Genomic DNA, 24,409 nt, shown 5'->3' on the forward strand with positions numbered 1-24,409 from the left:
CTAGAGGATAATTTGTGACTATCCATCACCCATTAACTCTAGAGCGAGAATATTAATACGAATGAATATCAATATTCCTATTGTCTTGAAGGTAGACCAGCTTAAAGGGTCAGTACAGCACCTCACACTCTTAAAAGTAAGACAATTATCAATTAGGAAAAGAGAAATGAATGGAAAACCGTTGAGGAGATTTGTCAAAGCAGGCTCTTACCAAACAAGGAGCCACCCAATCCATAGGAAAAGGTAGCTCGACAGGGATTACCACATTAAATCATCAGGAACAACGAAATCTGCGTAAGGATCATCTTCATCGACAGTGTCTAACTCAGGTTCTTTCTGAGCGATAATGATGCTCTCGTCTCTCTGAGAAATTTTGTTTGCAACGCTGCTTGGAATAACGGCATAGCCATCTTCATAACGAGCAACGGCCAGAATCCCCTTTAGAAGTTGTTCCCGAACAGGGGTTTCTACATAAAGGGATTTAATAATTGTGCCGTCAGTAAAGTTGTACTTAATGTCACTATCACCTAAATCAATCTTGTTCATCTCAATGAGTTGTTTGATTTGGGACTGAATTTCTTTACTCAGACGCTGTTCATTATTTAGTTCACTTAGCTCTTTGTCCCGCTCTTGCTGCAGACGCTTTTTCTCCTCAACCGCGGCCTTAACTTCACGGGCCTGAACTCGCGATTTTTTGGAGCCTTTTTTGGCTTTTTTCAGTTTTTTCTCATTGACTATGCCAGCTTTTAGCATTTGTTCTTGTAATGTCAGTTTTGCCATAATGCTCTCTGTTTACCTAATGTTTTGGGCATTCTACTGAGTCGTACCGATCAAATAAAGCCGGTTGTGACCGGGTAGTTCGGAAAAACCTATCACAGCGATAGGTAAACCCATCTTTTAAAAACGCAACAAGTCTCCTATCTTTGGCTATCCAGTTGTTTGTTCTTTATAAGAAATAAAAAGAATAAAGAATAGGTTGAGGAATGTTACCGGTAAACCTATAGTAAATGAAGTCGTTAACTTAAGGGCTCTATTTTTATGATAGAGATTGGCAAACAAAAGCAGTATTAACTGCGATGAGAACGCTATGGTTAATGTGAAAAAAAGGGACAATGAGGAACCATCGCCATTGATCCCGGAAAATAATACAATCGTCATATTTGGCGCTTCCGGTGATTTAACGCACAGAAAATTAATTCCTGCGTTTTATCACCTTTACGTGAATGATCTCCTACCTCAGGATTTTGCTATCCTGGGGGCCAGCCGTACCGAATTTACCGATCAGGCATTTCGTGACAAGATGAAACAGGCGCTATTGGCAAATTCAGAAACCGATGAGGCCAGGCTAAGCGGTTTTTGTGATCACCTTTATTACCAACCCCTGAACACATCCGATAAAACGGAATACGGAGTGCTTAAAGAGCGGCTTGCTGAGGTGCATGAAAAGCATGCCACAGACGGAAATACCGTGTATTACCTGTCAACGCCGCCCAGCCTCTACGGTGTGATACCTGAATGTCTTGCAGCTCATGGTCTGAATGAAGAGCATGACGGATGGAAAAACCTGATTGTAGAAAAACCATTTGGTTATGACCTTGAATCCGCCGTTGAACTGGATGATAAAATTCATACCTGCTTTAAAGAGCACCAGATTTACCGTATTGATCATTATCTGGGTAAGGAAACCGTTCAGAATCTCTTGGTATTCCGCTTCTCTAATGCTTTGTTTGAACCATTGTGGAACCGTAATTTCATCGACCATGTAGAGATCACTTCTGCGGAGTTCTTAGGGGTCGAGGAGCGTGGAGGGTATTACGATACCGCCGGAGCCATGCGGGACATGTTCCAGAATCACCTGCTACAGGTGTTATCAATGGTGGCGATGGAGCCGCCTTCTACGATTAATGCGGATTCCATGCGTGATGAAACTGTCAAAGTGATGCAGAGTTTCCGCCCGCTCTCAGAAGATGATCTTAAAAAGAACCTGATCCTTGGGCAGTACACGGCGTCAGACGTCCGTGGACAGCACCTTCCCGGCTACCGTGAAGAACATGGTGTTGCTGAAGATTCCAGAACCGAGACTTATGTCGGGTTGAAAATGTTTATCGATAACTGGCGCTGGAATGGGGTGCCTTTTTATGTGCGTACCGGTAAACGTCTGCCGACCCGGGTAACGGAAGTGGTTATTCATTTTAAAGAAACCCCTCACCCTATCTTTAGTGCTAATTCGCCTGAAAATAAGCTAATTATCCGTATTCAGCCGGACGAAGGCATTCTGATGAGTTTCGGCCTGAAGAAGCCGGGGGCTGGATTTGAGACGAAGCAAGTGTCAATGGACTTCCACTATGATGACCTTGGAGAGGCCAATATGCTGACAGCCTATGAACGCTTGTTGCTGGATTGTATGAAAGGGGACGCTACGCTGTTTACCCGTAGTGATGCCGTACAGACCTGCTGGAAATTTGTCCAGCCAATACTGGATTTTAAAGATAACAGTGAACACCTGTTTGGATACGCGTCGGGTACATGGGGGCCAAAAGAAGCGGATGAGCTTTTGCAAAATGATGGCCGTGACTGGCGTTTTCCATGTAAGAACCTGACTGATACTGATTATTGTGAGTTGTAATGACGATGGATTATAAATTATTTGAAACCCCTGAAGCGGTTGTAACTTCTCTGGCAGAGACCATGTTGGCGATGAGTAAAGAAGGCCGTCCGGTCCATATTTCTTTATCGGGTGGCAGCACACCTAAACTGCTGTTCAAGACCCTTGCTCAGGCTCCGTACGCTGACACGATCCAGTGGCAGAATCTGCATTTCTGGTGGGGGGATGAACGTTGCGTTGCACCAACGGATCCTGAAAGTAACTACGGAGAGGCGAATACTCTGCTTTTCAGTAAAGTAAACCTGCCTGAGGATAATATTCATCGCATTCGCGGTGAGGAAGATCCGGAAAAAGAAGTGATTCGTTTCGGTAATGAAATGGATGCCGTGATTCCACATAAAGGTATGTTACCGGCATTTGACTGGATCCTGCTGGGTATGGGTGGTGACGGCCATACGGCGTCACTGTTCCCGCATAAAACCGATTTTAAAGATGAAAATCTGACAGTGATTGCGTCACATCCGGAAAGCGGCCAACTGCGCATTTCTAAAACCGCGCGACTTCTGGCCAATGCTGACCGTATCACCTATTTGGTGTTGGGCGAGGGCAAAGCAGAAGTATTGAAAGAAATTCATGACACTCCAGAAGAAGAACTACCGTATCCGGCAGCAAAAGTAAAATCTGTACGAGGCACAACAGAGTGGTATCTGGACTCAGCAGCCGCAAAATTGCTGGCATAAGGGGAACGAGAAATGAAAGGTGATATTGGCGTAATTGGCCTGGCGGTGATGGGACAAAACCTGATCCTGAATATGAACGACAACGGTTTTAAAGTAGTCGCATTTAACCGTACTGTATCAAAAGTGGACGAATTTTTAGAAGGCGCGGCAAAAGGCTCCAATATTATTGGGGCTTCCTCGCTGGAAGATCTGGTGGCGAAGCTGGAAACGCCAAGAAAAGTCATGCTGATGGTACGTGCCGGCGATGTGGTGGATCACTTTATTGATGCACTGGTGCCTCTGCTGGATGAAGGAGACATCATCATTGATGGCGGTAACTCAAACTATCCGGATACCAACCGCCGAGTAGCAGCGCTTAAAGAAAAAGGTCTGCACTACATTGGTACTGGTGTTTCCGGTGGTGAAGAAGGTGCTCGTTTCGGTCCGTCCATTATGCCGGGTGGCTCGCCGGAAGCCTGGCCGCATGTGAAGCCTATCTTCCAGGCGATTGCTGCGAAAACCGATGCCGGCGAAGCGTGCTGTGACTGGGTTGGTAAAGATGGTGCCGGCCACTTTGTGAAAATGGTGCACAACGGGATTGAATATGGTGACATGCAGCTTATCAGCGAAGCGTATCACTTTATGAAAGAAGGTCTGGGCCTTTCTTATGATGAAATGCAGGCCATTTTTGAAGAGTGGAAATCGACAGAGCTGGATAGCTATCTGATTGACATTACCACCGACATTCTTGGCTATAAAGATGAAGACGGTGAGCCGCTGGTTGAGAAGATTCTGGACACGGCTGGTCAGAAAGGTACCGGTAAATGGACGGGTATTAACGCTCTGGATTTGGGTATTCCGCTAACGCTGATTACCGAGTCTGTCTTCGCCCGTTGTCTTTCTGCTCTGAAAGACCAGCGTATTGAAGCTGAAACACTGTTTGGCAAAACCATTGCCAAAGTGGAAGGAAATAAAAAAGAGTGGGTGGATGCTCTGCGTCAGGCTCTGCTGGCTTCTAAAATCATTTCTTATGCACAAGGCTTTATGCTGATCCGCGAAGCATCAGAAGAAAACGACTGGTCACTGAATTACGGTAATGTTGCTCTGATGTGGCGCGGTGGCTGTATTATCCGCAGCGCATTCCTTGGCAATATCCGTGATGCGTACGAAACCAATCCGGACCTGAAGTTCCTGGGTTTAGACCCTTACTTTAAGACCATCCTGACTGAAGGTATGGCTGGCTGGCGTAAAGTGGCCGCTAAGTCGCTGGAAATTGGTCTGCCTATGCCAACCATGACATCGGCACTGGCCTTCCTGGATGGTTACACCACATCTCGTCTTCCTGCCAATATGCTGCAGGCTCAGCGCGATTACTTCGGTGCGCACACTTATGAGCGTGTTGATCAGCCTCGTGGTCAGTTCTTCCATACCAACTGGACGGGAACCGGGGGCGATACCTCTTCTACCACGTACGACGTTTAATTTAAGTTAAGTATAAAAATACCGCGTTTCGGCGCGGTATTTTTTGTTTTTCTTTTTAGCTTCACCAAAGTGGCTAACGTGGGCGGTGTTTGCCCCTGTTTTGGTGTATTTTCAGCTTCGCTTTCATTTTTCGTTTTTCGGCTGAGCGCGAAGGGCGTCTGGAGCGCGGTTGATCTTCTGTAATCACTTCTGTTCCCGGTTCAAAACCGGCCAGCCACTCCTGTGGTACTCGTTTGTCGATAAGGGTCTCTATGGCCGCAAGCATAGGTTCTTCATCTCTGCTCATCAAGGATACGGCCAGTCCGCTGTTACCGGCACGACCTGTTCTGCCAATACGGTGGATATAGTCTTCAGCTTTAAACGGCATATCAAAGTTCACCACACATTCCAGCTCGCTGATATCCAGCCCTCGGGCTGCGACATCGGTGGCTATCAACGCACGCACCTGACCGGCTTTAAAGTCGTCCAGTGCTTTTTGCCGTGCTCCCTGACTTTTATCGCCATTAATAGAAGCCGCTTTAATGCCATCCAGTTTTAGCTCTTTTACCAGACGATCCGTGCCTTCTTTGGTTTTAGTAAATACCAGTACCTGTTGCCAGTTTCGTGAGCCAATCAAATAGGACAGCAGTTCTCGTTTACGTTTTTTATCCACCGGATACAAAATCTGTGAGACGGATTCTGCGGCGCTGTTCTGTGCATGAATCTGGATCTCTTTCGGTGTAGTCAGTAAGCGGTATGCCAGCGTCTTCACTTTTTTGTCAAAGGTTGCTGAAAACAGCAATGTCTGACGCTTTTCCGGGAGTCTTTTCAGAATGCGCTGGATATCCGGCAGGAAGCCCATATCCAGCATGCGGTCTGCTTCATCAAATACCACAGTTTCCGAAAAGCGCAGATCCATCGTTTTGTTATAAGCGTGATCAAGCAGTCGTCCGGGGGTCGCGACAAGAATATCTGCGCCACTCCTGAGCTTTTCTTTCTGCGGATTCAGGCTAACACCGCCGTAGGCCACGACTATTTTAAGTTCCAGCCCTTCAGCGTAACTCAGCAGGTTATCAAAAACTTGCTGAGCCAGTTCTCTGGTTGGTGTCACTATCAGTGCCCGGACGCCATTGACAGGCATATTGTCTGCAGGGTCGCTGTTTAACAGAGAATGGATAAGGGGAAGACCAAATGCCGCTGTTTTACCCGTGCCTGTTTGAGCTCCCGCCAGCAGGTCTTCTCCTTCAAGAACAATAGGAATGGCTTGCGCCTGAATGTCGGTCGGGGACTGGAATCCCAGCTCTGCGACTTTGTCCGTTATTCGTGAATCAAGTCCGAGCTGAGAAAAACGGATAGTGCTGGATGACATGGTAATACCTGCGACATGGGAAAGGAGGCGCGATATTAGCAGAGAATCATCCGGGTAACTAGGGCGTGGCCTGGAGAGTGTTTAATCTATTACTGTACGAACCCCACTGGTTGTGGAATGCCATTAACAGTATCAATCAGGTGAAGAGTTCTGGTTTCTGCATCAATCTGGATTAACTGCAGGCAGTGTGCATCCTGAGCGGCAATGATGGCCTGATATCCCATCAGCGTCAGATCCCGGGGCGTTTGCGCACAATAGAGCCGATCACATAATGTGAGTATTCCGCTATCCGGATCGATACTAAACAGAACGATACTGTCTTCTCCCCGGTTAGACACCAGCAGAAATTGCCCGTCTTCAGTGATGACACATCCTGCGGCACTGCTTTCTGCGTTTTCCAGAGTGGCTGGCACACATTGGGTGGCGGTAAATAGTGGTCGCTTTGTGTCCGGCTCCCGGCTAATACTGTAAACAGTCACAGTGTTGCTGATTTCGCTTAGCAGGTAGGCAAAGCGGCTATGGTTTCCGAGGCGCATAATGCGTGAGCCCGACCCTAAAGGAGCGTCAATGGCTCTTTCATCAATCATAGTTAAGTGTCCACCCTGTAAAGAATACAGACACACGCTGTCTGTGCCCATATCAACAGAACAGGCCCATGCTTCGTCGCTGAACTGGCTAATATGATGCGGATGACAGGCAGCCTGACGAATGTCGTCACTGCGTGGACGGTAGGTATGTGGGGTAACATCTGTCATCCGGATAACATCGTCAATAAGCAGTAGCGTATCGACTCCGTCATGGAAAGAAGAGCCCAGCATCTGCTTACCGTGATCCTGCTCAGTGACGGGACAGAGGTGGGAAAATGAGCTGATAAAATAGGGAACGGAATAGTCGTTGTCTACGACCAAGTCACCATCATCAGAAGTCAGGACACGCAGGCCCGAACTGGACGTCTTCTCATCCCGGAAAGAAAGCAGCCACTTGTTATCCTTGCCGTTGTTACTACTATCGTAGCGAATAATCGCTCCCGGCTTTTCCGTGCATGAATAGACGTATTGGGCATCAAGTTGCCCATCGTCAACGGATACCCGGTAAAGTCCACGGCCTTGTGCTTTATTATCCCCGTAAGTGATAACAAGTGTTTCTTTAACCATTGTGTGTCCTTGTGTGTGGGGGGCGCTCTTATCCCGCTTTCGTTATACAGGCATTAGTTACTGAAAAACGATACCGGCTTGTTTTCTGCCCTGAGTCAGGATCTGCATAACGGCTACAGAGTGCTCCAGATAGCGGTAGCATTCGTCGTAGCGGCCTTCAGAATACATCTGATAGAAGTGACGGAATTCGTATTCCATATGGTTGTCCGCATGATTCGCGTTGAAGAACTGTTTTTCACCTTTAACCTCTAGCTCTACTGATGCCGCCACATTCGGGGGGCTGGTGAGCGTCAGGCAGCCGTCCAGTCCCTGAATCACAACCTGACCGGGGCTGGCAGAATCTTTCGCACCTGTACAGACAGAAATAAAGTCAGGATATTGCATGACCATCACACCGGAGGTATCAATACCGTTAAAGCCTTTATTGCAGGTATAAGTGACCTGTTCCGGCGCACCAAACAGATAACATGACAGGTGAATATTGTAGATATTGATATCATACAGAGCCCCGCCCGACATTGCCGGATCAAAGGCGGGGTGGACATGACCTTCCAGATATTGATGATAGCGACTGGATAGCTGGGAATAGTTACTCTGAACAAATTTGATAGGGCCGATTTTTGCCAGGCACTCTTTCATAATCTGAACGTTAGGGGCGTAGATGTTGGTAATCGCCTCAAACAAGAAACATTGATTTTCTTTCGCCAGCCCGGTGAGTTCAATCAACTCCTGATCATCTGACGTAAACGGCTTTTCACAGATAACATGCTTGTTCGCCTTTAAAGCAGACAAGGTGTACTCATAATGCAGTTTGTTGGGGATACCCAAATAGATAAAATCTATCTCTGGGTCATTAAGCATGTGTGCATAATCGGTGTAAAGTTTATTGATGGTGTATTCATCACACAGTGCCTGGCCTTTTTCGGCACTGCTTTCTCTGACACAAATGGCTTCACATGTGATTTCCTGGATGTTGTTCAGTGCATCCAGACACCACTTAACGATATTTCCTGCTCCGACAATTCCAACTCGCATTTCAAATTCCATTACATTAACTTAAAAACACGTAAGTGAATTTGCCTTTGTACCACACAAATGTCAAGTGAATTTATTCTTCTACAAGACTTCACGCATAGTTAAGGGATATTTTACCGATTTAGGGTTTGAGAGCCTATTTGGTAAGTGATTGTGCGTGAAAGGAAGTGTCGCAGTAAAATGTTTAAGGTATACTGCAGCGTAGAGTGGAAGATGCAGGGGGAATAGATGACTCAGGATGAACGTTTGATTGAGCTGGAGGCGCGGATCCACAGCCAGGGAAAAGTGACGCTGGAAGATATTTGTCAGCAGTATCAGATCTCTTATGATTCAGCGCGCCGCGATCTGGTCAAGCTGGCCAAACGGCCAGGGATTTTGCGCATCCGGGGCGGGGCTATTCTTGATGAGAAAAAAGCGAGTCTTCCATACAGTGAGCGGGCTGAGTCTGACCCGGTTAAACAGAAACTCGCTGCTTATGGCGCATCGCTGGTGGAAGAGCATGACATTGTGTTCATTGATGCCGGTACCACGGGCGCTTTATTGGCTGGCTGCCTGAATGTGCCTGTAAGTGTCATTACTAATTCGCTTGAAAGCCTGAGTCAGTTAAGCAGTAAAACCGAGATAAGAAAATGTGTGTTAGGGGGAATGTTTGATGACTTTTCTCACGCAGTGTTAGGTGATGTGACTATTGAACAGATAAAAAAATATCAGGCTAACAGAGCCTTTATTGGTGTCAGTGCACTGTCTGAATCTGGTATTACGACGGATACCGAGATGGACGCCAATCTTAAAGTTGCCATGGCTCAGCAGTCGAAACAGGTTATCTGTATTACCACCGAGAAAAAATTCAACACTCAGCTTATGTTTCAGTCTTGCAGCTGGTCTGATATCGACTGCGTTATCACCAACCAGCGTCCGCCGGAAAATATTGTCAGTCAACTGGAAAGGTACGACGTTGAATTGATGATAGTGGAAGGCTGATTAGCTCTCTGGATACCATAACGCGGTTGGACTGACTGTTCAGGTTGGCTGAATCAGTCCAGAATCCATAAAAAGCCGATATGTTTCAGAGTATTACAATGGTTACAAAATATAAATTGTTTAATTCTTTTCATTGAGGCTTTTGTTAATGTGCATCTGGTTTATATGCGCATTTTGAGAGGGAGTGATGAAAAATAAATGGTTCCGCTTGTTTGTCAGGGGTGTTTTGCCTCTTCTGTTGTTGGCGGGCGCAGGTGTGTTTGTACAACAAATGATGCAAAGTAAACCAGAGGTAGCGAAAGAAGCAGAAGAAAAAAGCTACAAGGTGAATGTATTCGAAGTCGCTCATGGTAACTATCATCCTGAAGTTGAGTTATTTGGCAAAGTAGCGGCACCGCGTCGCCATCTGATTTCCAGTGAGATCTCGGGGCGTCTGCTTAGTGTGGATGTGAAAGAAGGTCAGCGGGTGTTAGAGAAACAAGCGTTGCTGAACATAGATCCTTATCAAGCGCGACAAAATCTGGACTGCAAACAGTTGGAAATAGATGCTGTCCATGCCGATATTCGCCAGGCGCAACAGGAAGACAAACAAGATCGTAAAGAAATGGAAGTACTCAAACGTATTCTGGCCAGCAAACAAAAGCAACTTGATGCCTTCAGGCATATGAACAAGCTGAAGTTATTATCTGACGAAGCGCTGGAGCAAAAGTTTCAAGACAGCGCGAATCAAGAACTGACATTGCAGCGTTTGGCAGCAAAAATTGAAAACCATGAGGCGCGCCTGGATAGACTGCAAGTTAAGTTAAAATTAGGGCAGACGGAAGTGGTCCGGCTGAAGCGCAACTTGGCGAGCACCCTGGTTACGGCTCCATTTACCGGTCAGTTGGTGGGTACCTTACCTCAGCCGGGGCAAAACGTCAGCGTGGGTATGCGTCTGCTTGAATTGTTGGATACGGGGCATAAAGAAGTACAGACTCAGCTGCCGGCACGCATCTACAGTAAATTGCTCTCACCTAATGGTGAAGTTCTGCCGGCCCAAGGCTACATACAGGTCGGCGAGCAGCATCTACGGCTGGAGCTGGTGCGCCTTGCCGGCGAATTGACCGCTGGCTCCGCTGGCCGCACCGCCTATTTCCGCGTATTGGATCAGCCTGAACTTGTCCTGGCAGGCCAGGCGGTGCGACTCAAGTTGCAATTGCCGTCATTGGCTCAAGTTGTGGCTTTGCCGCGCAGCGCCTTGTTTGATGAAACACGTGTTTATTTGATCAACGAAGACTCCCGTGAATTGAAAAAGCTGACGGTGGAGGTATTGGGTGCCCACCAGGCGGATGTTGAAACGCCAACAGTATTGGTGCGCGGCCAAGGCCTAAATGACGGCCAGCGTTTGCTCAATACCAGAATCGCGAATGTTACTTCCGGTATGAAAGTGGCGATTGAAGGTGAGGAGCCCGAAGCTACTGAGCCAGAAATCAAGTCTGAGTCGGCAGAGCAAGGTGCCACGCCTCAACAGGAGACTCAGGCATGATGCAGATGCAACAGGGCTTGTTTGCCTACTTCGTTAAACACAGGGTGGCCGCTAATATCCTTATGCTGATCATGATCGGCTTTGGCTTGGTGGGTGCGCTGGGCATGAAGCAGAACTTTATGCCGGAAATTCAGCCCAAGCAGATCAATATGAGTATCGCCTGGCCAGGTGCCAGCGCCGAGGATGTGGCGCGCTGGCTGGCCAAACCGTTAAGCAATCGGCTGGAGCCGCTGGAAGGCATGGATCAGGTTTCCTCGTCCAGTAACTCGGGCTGGGTGAACTTCTGGCTGAAGTTTGAGCATGATGTTGACCTGACCGATGCGTTAACCCAGGTCAAGGAAGTGGTGGATGGCTATCCAGATATGCCGGCGGAGGCCAAGCGACCCGATATTCGCAAGAGCGAGTTTAAAGAAACGGTGTTCAATCTGGCGCTGACGACGGATGGCGATTTGGATGAGATAAGGCCGTTGGCGATCAAGCTGAAAGCCGAGCTGTTGGCCTTGGGCGTTCCCCAGGTTCGGTTGTCCGGTCTGAAGCGAGAAGAAATGCGCCTGTCCGTGCCGGTTGAACAACTTAAGGCTATGGATATGGGCCTGAGCCAATTGGCGGATCAGGTGGCGACCAAGAACCGGGATTACTCCGCCAGCAGCGTGGGCGAAGGCTTTGAACGCCGCGCCTTGCGCAGTCAGGGGTTCAGTGACCAACTGGCTGAGATCGCCCGGCTTCCGATCCGCACGAAGGCGGGTGAAACCAGTTTGGGGGAAGTGGCAGAGTTGCAGCGCAGAACCGTCCCTGGAGAAACCAGTTTACAGGTTAATGGCAAGACCGCAGTTGAGTTGATCCTGTATCGTTCAAAAGATATTGACTCGGTTACTATAGCCAACTGGGTCAAACCATGGCTGGCCGAGACCCAAGCTGAGCTGCCTGTTGGCATAGAGCTGACAGAGATCTTCAGCATGGCCGAATATGTGGCGGAAAGTCAGGAAATGTTACTCAGTAACGCCTTGATAGGGCTGTTGTTGGTATTGGTGCTGCTGTTCTTTATGCTGAACCGCCGCGTCGCCTTCTGGACGGCGGTAGGCGTGCCTGTCTCCATCCTGGCCAGTCTGGCGCTCCTTTACGGCCAGGATCAGACGCTGAACTTCTTTACCATATTCGCCATGTTGATGGCGTTGGGCATTATCGTGGATGACGCCATTGTGGTGGGCGAGGAGTCGCTGACCCTCTATCAAAAAGGACATTCCCCGCAAGAGGCCGCCTGGCTTGGTGCTAAGCGCATGTTTGGACCTGTAATGGCGTCTTCTTTGACCACAATCGCCGCCTTCTCTCCCTTGCTGTTTTTGCCTGGGGCAGAAGGACAGATACTTAAGCCTATTCCCCTGGTGGTCATCTGTGTGGTGGTCGCTTCCCTGATCGAGTGTTTTGTGATCATGCCAGCCCACTTGCGGCATAGTTTTGAAAAGATGGAAAACGCCGAGCCCAGTCGTTTTCGTCAGGCGCTGGAGGGAGGAATAGAGCGCCTGCGGCAGGGACCCTATCGCAAGCTGGCTGGCTTTGCCCTCGAATTTCGTTTCCTCAGCGTTTCGCTTGCCCTGACATCTCTGATCGTGATGATCGGAATGGTAAGCAGTGGTCAGATCGGATTTAAGCAGAATATTAATGCTGAAAACGATCAGATCTGGACCGGGATGCGGTTTGTCGCCGGTACGCCGGAAGCGGAAATAGACGCCTTTGCCGAACAAGCCATGGTTGCGCTCACCGCCACAGACGCCGGGATTGCCCCTGATGAAACGCTGGTGAAGAACGTGGTCGATAGCCGCGATTACCATGGCAACGTATTGAATATGCTGGTTACCTTAACGCCCAGGGATAAGCGTGAGATCACCAATAATGGTTTCCTTAAAGCCTGGAAAAGTCGGTTGGACGCCAACTCCTGGATCTCTCGTATCTATATGGGCAGTGAAAGCGGCGGCGGCAGTAAGGATGCTAATCAGCTGAGATTATTTCTGGCCGGCGATGTGCCGCTGGAGACGCTGGAGCAGGCATCGCGGGATCTGCAGGATAAACTGGCGCGCTATCCAGAGTTGCAGGAGATCGAGGATAATCTGGGGGAAGGAGAAGAGCAGTTAAACTTCTCGTTAACACCAGCGGCGCGCGCGTTAAATATCAGTGCGGCGGATATCAGCCGCCAGATCCGCACAGCTCTGGACGGTAAGGTGATCCAAAAGTTTGTCCGCTACGGTGAGGAAATGGAATTTATCATTTCCCTGCCCGAAGCGGATCGAGAACGCCTGAATATGTTGGCCCAGGTGCCGGTGATGACGCCACAAGGAAAACTGGTTCCGCTCGGAACCCTGGTCGAATTTTCATCGGATCAGGGCAGTGCCAGTCTGTATCACAGAAATGGCGAGATGGGTGTGCAGGTCAGTGCCAAGCTGGTGTCGGATGACACCAAAATGAATGAACTGAGGAAGGAAATTTACGATCAGGTGCTGCCTCAGATCCTGGACAGGTACAACCTAAAAGCCAGATTTACCGGTAACAATCATCAAATGGCCGAGATGCAACGCAATTTGACTACCGCCGCAATCGCCGCTTTGGTGTTGATTTACCTTATCCTGGCCTGGAGCTTTGCTTCCTGGAGCTGGCCTATTGCCGTGATCCTGGCTATTCCTTTAGGTATTACGGGAGCTTTAGCTGGTCATTGGGTCTTAGGGCTGGATCTCAATATGCTGTCCATATTTGGTCTGTTTGCCGTGGGCGGTATTATCGTCAACGACTCTATTATTCTGGTAAGTCGTTACCGTGAGCTTAAAGAAGAGGGTATGGAACGTAAAGCGGCCATCGTCGAAGCCTCAGTGCAGCGTTTTCGCGCCGTGATCCTGACAACGCTGACCACTGTTTGCGGTTTGTTGCCTATACTATTTGAACAATCTGTCAACGCTCAGTTGGTGCGTTCCATGGCCACTTCCCTGGCCTTTGGCCTCAGCTTTGGTACAGTACTGGTGCTATTGATAGTGCCTTGTTTTCTCAGCTATATAGAAAGCATAAAGGCCTTATTTGACCGGATGATTCACCGTATATTTGACAAAAAGGCAAAGGTTCAGCCTGAGCAGGCTGTCTTACACGTCGCCGAAGAATCGCACGTCGGCTAAGTCTTGTCTACCAAGGGCGTCGCCACCAAGCGACGTCTTTTTCTCCCGGGTTCAGGTTAAGCAGTAAAAAAGATGGAAACCGGCAGTCAAAGCAGGTTATTTGTATTACTCCTGAAAAAAATTCAACACTCAACTCATGTTCCAGTCTTGCAGCTGGTCTGATATCGACTGTGTCATTACCAACCAGCGGCCACCGGAAAACATTGTCAGGCAGATGGAAAAGTACGGTGTGGAGTTAGTGGTAGTGGATGCCACCCACTTATTGTAAATGGTTTTGTTATGAAATGACCTATTCATCACTTCTTCTCTAACCTACTGTTATCCCGTTACTTTTAAAAAAAGATCGAATCAATGAATTTAATATTGTTTACATATAGTAAGTAAAGCTTATTATATGTGGCGAAAGCTAAGTTATCTCTCTTATCCTCAGGAAAGTCATCACTATGAGTCAACAGTCAATCGGATATCTCTTATGGGACGTATCACGCCTGGTACGTAAACGTTATCAGGAAGAAGAAGGATTAATCGGTATTACGCTATGTCAGGGTAAGGCACTGGCACAGATAGACCGTAACCAGGGGATCAGACAAGTTGAGCTGGCTGAATTGCTGGAAATCAAACCGATGACATTAGTCAGGACCATTGATTCACTGGTTGAAGAAGGTTTGGTGGAGCGACGTCGGGACCCGAATGACAGACGAGCACACCAGATTTTTCTGACGCCTGAGGCCAGGCCACAGCTTGAGCAGTTGAGAGCAGTAAGCGACGAGGTGTGGTCGGGGATATTAGAAGGGATACCAGATAAAGATATCGAACAGTTTATGAGCACACTTAAACGTATCCATAAAAACTTAGCGTAATTACTTTATTTTGAATTGTATTGCCGGAAAAGTCGTATGTCAGATGTAAAAGAAGAAATAGCCAAAGAGCCAACATTAAGAAAGTCTAACCGTAAAGCAAAGCGTATGGTTTTGTTATTTGTTGTGCCGTTATTAATTGTGTTAGGCAGTGTCGTTGTATACTTGAAGGGCGGGCGGTATGTTGAAACCGATAATGCTTATGTCAAAGCGGATAAAACCTCTGTGACTTCCGTGGTATCAGGCCGTATTGCGGATGTGCTGGTGGAAGAAAATCAGAATGTACAGGAAGGGCAATTGCTGTTTGTAATTGATCCGAAAGATTTTGAAATAGCGGTCGAGCTGGCAAAAGCGAATCTGAATGATGTTAAAACCAGCCTGACGACCCTAAAAGCGGAATATCAGAGTAAGCTGGCAAATATAAAAGTGGCACAAAGCCAGTATGAATACCTGAAGAAAGAGCAGACCCGAAAATATAATCTGTTAAAAAAGGATTATATTTCTCAGTCTGAATTTGATGCGGCTAAACAAGAAACTCAAACGCAGAAGCTACAGATTGCGGCGTTAAATCAGGAGCTGAAACAGATAGCAGAAAGTCTGGGGGGCAATGTTTCTGCACCAATTGACATTCATCCGAAGTATCAGAGCGCACTAGCATCGCTGAATAAAGCAGAAAACGATTTAAAACATACAAGGGTTTATGCACCAGATAATGGCGTAGTTACTAAAGTGGTCGAAAATGGTCAGTATATTGCTCCCGGAAGTCTGGCAATGATGCTGATATCTGATGCAAATGTATGGATTGAGGCTAACTTTACCGAAACCGAGATCAGTCATATGCAGGTAGGTCAGCAGGTAGAAGTCAAAGTCGATTATGCTGATGACTATATCTGGCAGGGTAAGGTCGAGAGTATGAGCCCGGCAACAGGCTCTGAGTTTTCGGTGATCCCGGCACAAAATGCGACCGGTAACTGGGTGAAAATTGCTCAGCGTCTACCTGTCCGTATTCGTATTAATGGCGAAGCTGATGCTCCGAAACTCAGGGCTGGTTTGAGCGCGGTTGTCACCGTTGATACGCAATATAAACGCCATCTGTCTCTTTAATTAAGGGGGGAAAGATGAGTGCTGAAATAATTAATCCAGACACGGAGGAGTCCGGAAAGCGCGGGTTTATCACTTTGTCTGTCATGCTTGCAACGATTATGCAGGCATTGGATACCACCATTGCAAATGTGGCGTTACCACATATGCGCGGAGCAATGAATGCCACTCAGGATCAAATATCCTGGGTGTTGACCTCCTATATTGTCGCCTCGGCAATTGCGATGCCTCTGACGGCTTTGCTCGCCGCCAGAATGGGACGTAAGAAACTGTTCATCTATTCGGTGATCGGCTTTACACTGACTTCAGTGTTGTGTGGCGCGGCCCAGTCTTTAGACCAGATAGTGATATTCCGTCTGCTGCAGGGGATCTTTGGTGCCAGTCTGGTACCACTTTCTCAGTCCGTGCTTCTGGATACCTATCCGCCGAAACAACATGGCTCAGCGATGGCGATGTGGGGGGTAGGTGTTATGGTCGGGCCGATTTTGGGCCCCTCTCTGGGCGGGTGGTTGACGGAGTATTATAACTGGCGCTGGGTGTTTTATATCAACGTACCTTTTGGCATGCTGGCCTGTTTTGGTATTGCTACTTTTGTGAAAGAAACCAAACTGGATCCGACTCGTTATTTTGATTTGTTCGGGTTTACCTTGCTGGCTATCGCAATTGGTAGTTTGCAGATGTTTCTTGATCGGGGTGAGTCACAAAACTGGTTTTCCAGCACTGAAATCGTGATTGAAGCAGCTATGGCGGCAATTGCGCTGTATATGTTTGTGGTACATATGTTTACCTCAAAATCGGCTCCGTTTCTCGATCCTAAAATGTTTACTGACAAGAACTTTGTGATTGGGTTGCTGTTTGCATTTATGATGGGAGTGATTTTGCTGGCAACCATGGCCTTGCTTCCACCGTTTTTACAAAATCTGATGGGGTATCCTGTACTGGATGTTGGGCTGTTGCTGAGCCCGAGAGGGTTTGGAACCATGGTGGGAATGATGATAGTCGGTCGCCTGGTCAATAAAGTTGACCTGCGTTTTCTTATTACCATCGGGCTGGCTCTGATGATTATTTCCTTATGGGAAATGACACAGTTTGCTGTTGATATCAGTGATTGGGATATCATCAGCACCGGCATTGTTCAGGGGTTAGGTTTAGGGCTGATTTTTGTACCACTATCTACTCTGACGTTTTCGACGTTAGCTCCGCACTACCGGAATGAAGGAACCGCACTGTATAGTTTGATCCGTAATATTGGTAGTAGTATCGGAATTTCTGTTGTCGTTACCTATCTGGCACATCGTACACAAATAAACCATGCTGCTTATTCGGAATATATCACGCCATTTAACACGGCACTGAATGATGCAGTAACAAAAGGCGTATACGATACCGGTTCTACAGCAGGACTCGTCAGTCTGAATAGTGAAGTAACGATTCAAGCGTCGATTCTTGGGTATCTGCAGGATTTTTACCTGATGATGTTTGTCTGTATGGCAATGATACCGCTGTTATTGCTTCTGCGCAGACCAGACTACCGTTAACATTCATCAGATAAATTTTCTAAACGTTTAATTCCCCGTGCTCTGTAGCACGGGGTGTTTACCTTCTTTCTGCTTCTCTGCCTTCATCTGCCTTATATTTTATTTTTACAGGATAAAACACTGTTTTTGTTAGTGTTGATGTTAATATTGCAGGTGTTTACGCTGATAAAGACTAAAAGTCATTAACGCCATTTTCAGCATTAAAGAACTAACTTTAAGAGTTTTAAATCACATAACCTATTTTAACAATCATCAATAATACCATCATCAACTTGGTACTGGTTCTGAAGGACGGAACACTTTTCAAATTTGAATCTGTTTATCTGAGTTCATTTTTGAAAGGTCAACAAGACTGAAGTTCCTATATCAGTTGAAAACATATCAATAACCATAATAGGTATTTCAATGAACATGAAACTAAAAAGCGTTATGATCGGTGCTGCAATTGCCTCTGTTGCAGCTATGCCTCTGAGCAGTGCGGTAGCAAAGGATTATCCGCCTAGAACTCTTTCATTCGTTGCACCATCTGGTGCTGGCGGCGGCTGGGATTTAACCATCCGTACTGTAGCGAAAACTCTGAAAGATACAGGTTTGGTTGAATCTAATATGCCTGTCACTAACCGTCCTGGTGGTGGTGGTGCAGTAAACCTTGCTTACATGCAAACTCAGAAAGGTAAGGCGAACATGATTTCGGTCTATTCTCCACCGATTCTGCTGACAAACCTGACTGGCGCAAGTAAATACAGCTATGAGGATACGACTCCACTGGCTCGTCTGATTACTGACTACGCTGCTTTTGTTGTTTCAAAAGACTCTAAATACACTTCTATTAAGCAAATCATGGATGCACTGAAAAACGATCCTAAGAGCGTGAAAATTGGTGGTACTTCCTCTGCTGGTAGTATGGACCACATTCAGTTCCTGATGGTTGCTAAAGCGGCAGGCGTGCCAAAACTGAACCAAATTGACTACATCTCTTTCCAGGATGGTGGTGCTGTTGCTCAGGTGCTTGGCGGTCACGTTGATCTGATTTCTACTGGTCTGGGTGATGTCGTTTCTCTGGTTAAAAGCGGCAACCTGCGTGCACTGGCTCAAACTGCTGACAAGCGTATCGGTGAAGGTGTTATTGCTGAAATCCCAACAGTAAAAGAGCAAGGCATTGACGCAACGTTTGAAAACTGGCGTGGCCTGTTTGGTCCTAAAGACATGCCTGCTTACGCAGTGACATACTGGAACAAGACACTGAAAGACATGGTGGAAACTCCAGAGTGGGCTGAAGCTCGTCATCGTAATGGTTGGGATGATGCTTATCAGAGTGGCGAAGAATTCACTAAATTCCTGGCAAAAACCAACGAGCAATATAAAGAAATTCTATCTGAAATCTTCTCTAAATAATTTATTTATTATTTGTTAATTAATAAGAGGGAGTTTTTCCCTCTTATTTCACTATCTGATTGTGTTTTTAAATTAAATCTAGCATAAGGAATAAATCCTATGGAAAACAAAAATGTTCGTCCTAATTGGGATGCATTTACGGGATTATTCGGAATTGCATTTGGCCTTATATATGGTTATATGACCTATTCAATGCCGCGTGCAGCGTTCGGTAACCCGATGGATCCGCTTTATTTTCCACTTGGCGTGTCTGCCGTCTCTGTTTTAATTGGCATTCTTTTGCTAGTTAAAAGTGATTTTAAATCTTCGGTTTTAGCTTATAAAAATCTGATAAACGAAGATGCTTCAAAGAAAAATGACCGTCGTCGTATTCTTTATACTTGCCTTATTTCAATAGGTTATGCTCTTGTTTTTGAGCATCTTGGATATGTAATTAGTACATTTTTATTTATGTTCTCTATGTTAACTATTACTAGTGGCAAAGAGTCCTGGAAAAAAAGCATTATTATTGCGATTCTTTTCTCCGTCGGTATTTATTTTGTATTTAGCACTCTGCTAAGTATTAGCCTTCCACCGCTACCGTTCGGTGAATAAAGGAAGATTATTATGACTGATATTCTAGCTAACTTAATGAATGGATTTGGTGTTGCCCTGCAACCCTACCATCTACTTCTTGTCACCATTGGTGGTGTGCTTGGTACTATCGTTGGTATGTTACCTGGCTTGGGCCCCGCGACCGGTGTGGCCGTTCTTCTGCCAATGACATTCGCTATGGGACCAACCGCAGCACTGATTACCATGACTGGCGTATACATTGGTGCAATGTTTGGTGGTTCTCGTAGCTCCATCTTAATCAACACTCCGGGAGACGGCGCAGCATTGGCGGCGACTTTTGATGGTTACCCAATGGCGATGCAAGGGCGTGCAGAATCCGCTTTGGCAATGTCAGCGATAGCGTCATTGATCGGTGGTACGATTGCCGCGGTACTGATGACTCTGCTTGCAGAACCAGTTGCGGGATTTGCTCTGAAATTTGGTCCGGCAGAGTACTTCCTTCTGATGGTTGCAGCATTGTCTATGACGGCTTCCATGTCTAAAGGCAACATGCTGAAAGGCTTCTTGTCGATGGTGGTAGGTTTGGCCATTGCCACGATCGGTATTGATGCTCAGTCCGGTGTTGAACGTTTCACTTTCGGCAGTCTTGAACTGCAAACCGGGGTAGACTTCCTGGTTGTTATTATCGGTATCTATGCACTGGGTGAAGTATTCAAGAGCTTCCGTTCTCTGAGTGAAGGTTCTAAGAAAGCGCAAACTAAATTCAAACGCATCTGGATCAGTGGTGATGACTGGCCTCGTGCTAAATGGCCGATTCTACGCAGTGCTCCAGTAGGTTTCATTATTGGTTCCCTGCCTGGTGCCGGCGGTACAATGGCCTCTCTGATGTGTTACAACAACGAGAAGCAACTGTCTAAGAATAGTGAAGAGTTTGGTAAAGGTGCGATCGAAGGTCTTGCGGCTCCTGAATCAGCAAACAATGCGGCTTCTATCGGTGCGATGATTCCAATGCTGGCTCTGGGTGTACCTGGCTCGGGCACGACAGCGGTAATGATGGGTGCACTACTGATGCTGGGTATTCAGCCTGGTCCTATGCTGTTCACTCAGTATCCGGAAACGGCTTGGGGTCTTATTGCAAGTATGTTCGTGGCTAACTTTATTCTTGCGATTGTAAACATCCCGCTGGCTGGCCTGCTGGTTCGAGTACTGGCCATTCCACCTAAGATTCTGTATCCAGTTGTTCTTGGTCTGGCATTCATCGGTTGTTTCGCTATCAGTAACTCAGTAATCGATTTCTATATTCTGGTTATTCTGGGTGTAGCGGGTGTCATCATGAAGCGTGCGAATATTCCAACAGCACCAATGATTCTGGCTTGTATTGTTGGTGGTACGATGGAACAGTCATTCCGCCAGGCATATCGTATTTCGAACCAGGATTTGTCTATCTTCATGCATTCAACAGTCGCTCAGGTACTGATTGCTATTACCGTACTGTCAATTGGATTGCCTGTGATAAATATGATTCGTGCTCGTAAGCAACAAGCTCAAACTGCATAATATAAGGCAGATATCAAAGTAAAGAGTATAAGTCAGCCTGAGATAAAAATTTTCAGGCTGACTTATTTGGTTTTTATGAATTTATTTTAAATGATTACTGCAGACTCTTATTCAGAGCGATATACTATATAAAGAATAAATTCATAAACGCCATTAACGATTTTATTTCTACCGAAGGGCATGATGTCAATCAAGCTTCTTAGTCAGAATAAAGGCAATAATTTATTTGTGAACCCATTACCGAGAAAAGTCAGTGCTTATTTCATACAATTTTGAAAAGATTAAAAATGGAAATAGCCGGAAAATGGAGAGAGTGCGTACATTCCTGACCAGAATGGGGTTAGGGGTTGACGCCGATGTTGAGTTATTTGTTATCGCATTCAATGGGCTGGATATTGTTGGTTGTGCAGGACTGGCCGGTAATACTCTGAAATCGATAGCAGTCGATGATGCGCACCAGGGACATGGTCTGTCAACCAAGCTATTAACCGAGATAGTGACTTATGCTTATGATTTAGGCAGATATAACCTGTTTATCTATACTAAGCCTGAAAACTATCAAATGTTCCGTGACGCCGGTTTTTACCTCCTTACTTCCGTGAAGGGAAGGGTGATTTTACTGGAGAACAGTAAAAGCAGGCTAAAACAGTACTGTGCCAAACTGGCTGCTCTGAAACAGCCGGGAGCCAAAGTTGGCAGTATCGTGATGAACGCGAATCCATTTACCTATGGACACCGCTACCTGGTTGAGCATGCATCTAAAGAGTGTGATTGGGTACACTTGTTTGTTGTGAAAGAAGATCGTTCTTTTTTCTCTTATCAGGATCGTCTTAATATGATCCGTGCCGGAGTCGAAGAGTTTGGTAATGTCATTATTCACCCAGGCTCTGATTACATTATCTCCCGCGCTACCTTCCCAAGCTATTTCCTGAAAGATGAGGGGGTAGTGAACTACTGCCATACCGCGGTAGACCTGCAATTGTTCCGTGATTATATCGCCCCCGCTCTTGGTGTGACGCACCGTTTTGTGGGCACTGAGCCTATTTGTAAAGTTACTCGTTTTTATAACCAGCAGATGCACCAGTGGTTAACGACACCTTCTTTGGAAAGTTCTCCTATTACCTTAGTGGAAATACCTCGCTGTGAAGAAGGGGAGTTGCCAATTTCAGCTTCTCTGGTCCGTAAACTACTATTCCAGAATGAATGGGATGACATTCGGAAAATTGTTCCGCCTACCACTTATGACTACCTGCGAGATTTGTTCAGTGAAGAAAGCTCCGCCTATCACGCCAAACGTAAACAAGCTGCATTAAGAGCAGCTGCAACAGCTGAATTGAGTGTAGGAGTGTAGTTTAAAAGCGTATTTTGAACTTAATTTTGTTATAACGAAGTATGCTCTAGCTGGATTGGGATTCACTCACCAGCCCTAATTGAACATAGCCTGAGTGATCAGGAAGATAAGCGTTATTTTGGGGATCCAATATCTGCCATTGGTTCTCCAGATAAACTTCAACCCAGTTATGTCAGTCTTCCGAGTTAACAGCAAAAAGTCAGGTACTGTCAAGTTAACTTCCTGTGTGGCAGTATTGACCAATGAATATTTATAAACGGCATCGGTATCCTCCGGATATCATTCAATATGCTGTCTGGGTTTATTTCCGCTTTAGTTTGAGCTTTAGGGATGTTGAAGATCTTCTTGCGGAACGAGGCATTACCGTAAGTTATGAAACTATCCGGTATTGGTGCAATAAATTTGGGCGTATCTATAGCAAGCGTTTGAAGAAAAGTGCCAGTCGGTTCGGTGATACCTGGTTCATGGATGAGGTGTTCATTAATATTCGTGGTGAGCGTCACTACCTTTGGCGAGCGGTAGACCAAGATGGTGATGTTATTGATATTCTTGTACAAAAAAGAAGAGATGGGAAAGCTGCAAAGCGTTTCTTCAAACGCTTACTAACCAGTAATCAAGGAGTTAAACCTTGGAAAGTCGTTACAGATAAACTCCGAAGCTATGATGTCGCTCATAGGGAACTGGTACCCGAATCAATCCACGACAACATCAAGTATCATAACAATCGAGCCGAGAGCTCCCATGAATCGACTAGAGTTAGGGAAAGGCAAATGCGTAAATTTAAGAGCAGGGCTCATGCACAGCGTTTCCTCAGTATGTTTTCGTTGGTTTATAACGTCTTCAATTCACAAAGGCATTTATGCAGTGCCGCACTCTACAAAAGTCGAAGATCTAAGGCCTTTACCACATGGAGAAATATCACGGCTAGTTAAGAGGTATTTAACTGAAAAATTGTGACGCAATGTAGTTAAGTTGACAGTACCTTCATAATAGCGAATTAACAATGAGAGTATTACGGCTTGCAGTACAGAAAAGACGAATTCAGGACAAAGTGGTATTTCATTCTGATCAGGGATGCCAATATACCAGTGATTCTTTTCAACGGACGCTGAAAGAATACGGCATTGAATCCAGTATGAGCCGTGCAGGAAATTGCCTGGACAATGTGGTAACAGAACGTTTTTTCAGGAGCCTAAAATCAGAACGAGTCAATTATCGACGGTACGAAACACGTCACCAAGCGATTGCTGATATCATTGACTACATAGAACCATTCTACAATCAAAAACGAAAACATTATCGGTTGGGGAATATATCGCCTGTGCAATACGAGATAAATTTACAAAAAACTGCCTAAAACAGTCTCCAATTTTAGTTGACCGTTACACTATTCCGGAATACTTCCATCGAGGGCTGACCCTTTTAACTCCTTCTGATTGGATAAAAGCAGCTGATGGGGACTGTGTGGATGAATACTACCAATCGGATGCTGAAGTTCTTAAGACCTATTTAGCCATGTTGTGGAAGCCGATCGAAGAAAGAGCGTTAGAAAGAGGATGCTATCTGGAATTTTTTATGAAGCATCATTTTAACTATGCCTAATATGAACTCGGTCGAGATTTAGTGATTAGCTAAACGCGGTTCTGATACTTATATGAGTGCGAATTATCTGGTAATTTGAAGGGTTGGTTTTGTACTATATGTATGAATATAAAGTGTTTTTTCTGTCTTAAATGAAGTAGGTAGCCTTTTTTACGACATCTAGCTCTTCTGCTTGTTCTGCCAACTGCCTTTTGAGCTTGGCTACTTCAGCGGCTAGCTCTTGCTCTCGCTGACTGGTCGTGGTGTCTTTCTTTACAGCCTTACGCCAACCGTAGATCTGAGATTCATGTAAGGAGAGCTGTCTTGCTGCCGCAGCTACTCCCACCTTCTATGCTAGCTTCAGGGCTTCTACTTTAAATTCAGGAGAATGGATAATACGTTTCTTCTTGTTTGTCATGGTTCACCTTGTTAGTGATTGTACTCACTTAACTCGGTGTCTAAAACTGGTG

19 protein-coding genes and 2 pseudogenes are annotated in these 24,409 nt (G+C 46.2%); 16 read left to right on the plus strand and 5 right to left on the minus strand.

The window, feature by feature from the left end; translation table 11 throughout:
* Window positions 1-258: 258 nt before the first annotated feature.
* Window positions 259-780: a DUF2058 domain-containing protein gene (locus DI392_RS11100; protein ID WP_109319977.1), complete on the minus strand. Its 522-nt coding sequence runs from the start codon at window positions 778-780 to the stop codon at window positions 259-261.
* 307 nt (window positions 781-1,087) lie between these two features.
* Between DI392_RS11100 and zwf the strand changes: the two genes are divergently transcribed.
* The 3 genes from zwf to gnd are packed head-to-tail and all read left to right on the plus strand — an operon-like array spanning window position 1,088 to window position 4,806.
* A complete protein-coding gene (zwf, locus tag DI392_RS11105; protein WP_109319978.1) occupies window positions 1,088-2,626 on the plus strand; it encodes a glucose-6-phosphate dehydrogenase in 1,539 nt (512 codons plus the stop codon).
* A gap of 5 nt (window positions 2,627-2,631) precedes the next feature.
* The gene (gene pgl, locus DI392_RS11110; RefSeq protein ID WP_109320055.1) at window positions 2,632-3,345 is read left to right on the plus strand and encodes a 6-phosphogluconolactonase; all 714 of its coding nucleotides are present in this window, start codon (window positions 2,632-2,634) and stop codon (window positions 3,343-3,345) included.
* A 12-nt stretch (window positions 3,346-3,357) separates the two neighbouring features.
* Window positions 3,358-4,806, plus strand: coding sequence for a decarboxylating NADP(+)-dependent phosphogluconate dehydrogenase (gnd, locus tag DI392_RS11115; RefSeq protein ID WP_109319979.1), 1,449 nt, complete (start codon window positions 3,358-3,360; stop codon window positions 4,804-4,806).
* 73 nt (window positions 4,807-4,879) lie between these two features.
* Here the strand turns inward: gnd and DI392_RS11120 are convergent, their stop codons facing one another.
* From DI392_RS11120 to DI392_RS11130, 3 genes are all read right to left on the minus strand, one after another.
* Window positions 4,880-6,154: a DEAD/DEAH box helicase gene (locus DI392_RS11120; RefSeq protein ID WP_109319980.1), complete on the minus strand. Its 1,275-nt coding sequence runs from the start codon at window positions 6,152-6,154 to the stop codon at window positions 4,880-4,882.
* An 89-nt stretch (window positions 6,155-6,243) separates the two neighbouring features.
* On the minus strand, window positions 6,244-7,308 hold the full coding sequence (locus DI392_RS11125) for a beta-propeller fold lactonase family protein (protein ID WP_109319981.1): 1,065 nt from the start codon (window positions 7,306-7,308) through the stop codon (window positions 6,244-6,246).
* A gap of 57 nt (window positions 7,309-7,365) precedes the next feature.
* Complete coding sequence (locus DI392_RS11130; RefSeq protein ID WP_109320056.1) at window positions 7,366-8,343, minus strand: Gfo/Idh/MocA family protein; 978 nt, start codon at window positions 8,341-8,343, stop codon at window positions 7,366-7,368.
* Between the two features lie 228 nt (window positions 8,344-8,571).
* On the opposite strand from DI392_RS11130, the gene DI392_RS11135 reads away from it, so the two are divergent.
* The 13 genes and pseudogenes from DI392_RS11135 to DI392_RS20020 all read left to right on the plus strand — a co-directional run.
* Window positions 8,572-9,324 carry a DeoR/GlpR family DNA-binding transcription regulator gene (locus DI392_RS11135; RefSeq protein WP_109319982.1) on the plus strand — a complete coding sequence of 251 codons (753 nt, stop codon included), beginning with the start codon at window positions 8,572-8,574 and terminating at the stop codon, window positions 9,322-9,324.
* 187 nt (window positions 9,325-9,511) lie between these two features.
* Entirely contained in the window at window positions 9,512-10,849 is a 1,338-nt protein-coding gene (locus DI392_RS11140; protein ID WP_109319983.1) for an efflux RND transporter periplasmic adaptor subunit, read from the plus strand.
* Window positions 10,846-14,004 (plus strand): efflux RND transporter permease subunit, encoded by a 3,159-nt coding sequence (locus DI392_RS11145; RefSeq protein WP_109319984.1) that lies wholly within the window; start codon window positions 10,846-10,848, stop codon window positions 14,002-14,004. The genes DI392_RS11140 and DI392_RS11145 overlap by 4 nt, the downstream gene beginning before the upstream one ends.
* 136 nt (window positions 14,005-14,140) lie before the next feature.
* On the plus strand, window positions 14,141-14,272 hold the full coding sequence (locus DI392_RS19930; protein ID WP_281259828.1) for a hypothetical protein: 132 nt from the start codon (window positions 14,141-14,143) through the stop codon (window positions 14,270-14,272).
* Between the two features lie 175 nt (window positions 14,273-14,447).
* Window positions 14,448-14,864 (plus strand): MarR family winged helix-turn-helix transcriptional regulator, encoded by a 417-nt coding sequence (locus tag DI392_RS11150; protein WP_109319985.1) that lies wholly within the window; start codon window positions 14,448-14,450, stop codon window positions 14,862-14,864.
* A gap of 36 nt (window positions 14,865-14,900) precedes the next feature.
* Window positions 14,901-15,965, plus strand: a complete 1,065-nt coding sequence (locus DI392_RS11155; protein ID WP_109319986.1) for an HlyD family secretion protein — start codon at window positions 14,901-14,903, stop codon at window positions 15,963-15,965.
* Between the two features lie 14 nt (window positions 15,966-15,979).
* Window positions 15,980-17,500, plus strand: coding sequence for a DHA2 family efflux MFS transporter permease subunit (locus tag DI392_RS11160; RefSeq protein WP_109319987.1), 1,521 nt, complete (start codon window positions 15,980-15,982; stop codon window positions 17,498-17,500).
* Window positions 17,501-17,905: 405 nt separating this feature from the next.
* Entirely contained in the window at window positions 17,906-18,895 is a 990-nt protein-coding gene (locus DI392_RS11165; protein ID WP_109319988.1) for a Bug family tripartite tricarboxylate transporter substrate binding protein, read from the plus strand.
* Between the two features lie 99 nt (window positions 18,896-18,994).
* Entirely contained in the window at window positions 18,995-19,489 is a 495-nt protein-coding gene (locus tag DI392_RS11170; RefSeq protein WP_109319989.1) for a tripartite tricarboxylate transporter TctB family protein, read from the plus strand.
* 12 nt (window positions 19,490-19,501) lie between these two features.
* The gene (locus DI392_RS11175) at window positions 19,502-21,007 is read left to right on the plus strand and encodes a tripartite tricarboxylate transporter permease (protein WP_109319990.1); all 1,506 of its coding nucleotides are present in this window, start codon (window positions 19,502-19,504) and stop codon (window positions 21,005-21,007) included.
* 253 nt (window positions 21,008-21,260) lie between these two features.
* The gene (gene citC / locus DI392_RS11180; protein ID WP_109319991.1) at window positions 21,261-22,358 is read left to right on the plus strand and encodes a [citrate (pro-3S)-lyase] ligase; all 1,098 of its coding nucleotides are present in this window, start codon (window positions 21,261-21,263) and stop codon (window positions 22,356-22,358) included.
* A 242-nt stretch (window positions 22,359-22,600) separates the two neighbouring features.
* Window positions 22,601-23,290, plus strand: a complete 690-nt coding sequence (locus tag DI392_RS11185) for an IS6 family transposase (RefSeq protein ID WP_109319992.1) — start codon at window positions 22,601-22,603, stop codon at window positions 23,288-23,290.
* Between the two features lie 68 nt (window positions 23,291-23,358).
* Window positions 23,359-23,715 (plus strand): annotated as a pseudogene (locus DI392_RS20020) (IS3 family transposase); the annotation flags it as partial.
* Between the two features lie 375 nt (window positions 23,716-24,090).
* Here DI392_RS20020 and DI392_RS11200 read toward each other — a convergent pair.
* A pseudogene (locus DI392_RS11200) lies at window positions 24,091-24,357 on the minus strand (transposase); the annotation flags it as partial.
* Between the last annotated feature and the right edge of the window lie 52 nt (window positions 24,358-24,409).

It is taken from the genome of Vibrio albus, from assembly GCF_003144035.1.
Lineage (GTDB): Bacteria > Pseudomonadota > Gammaproteobacteria > Enterobacterales > Vibrionaceae > Vibrio > Vibrio albus.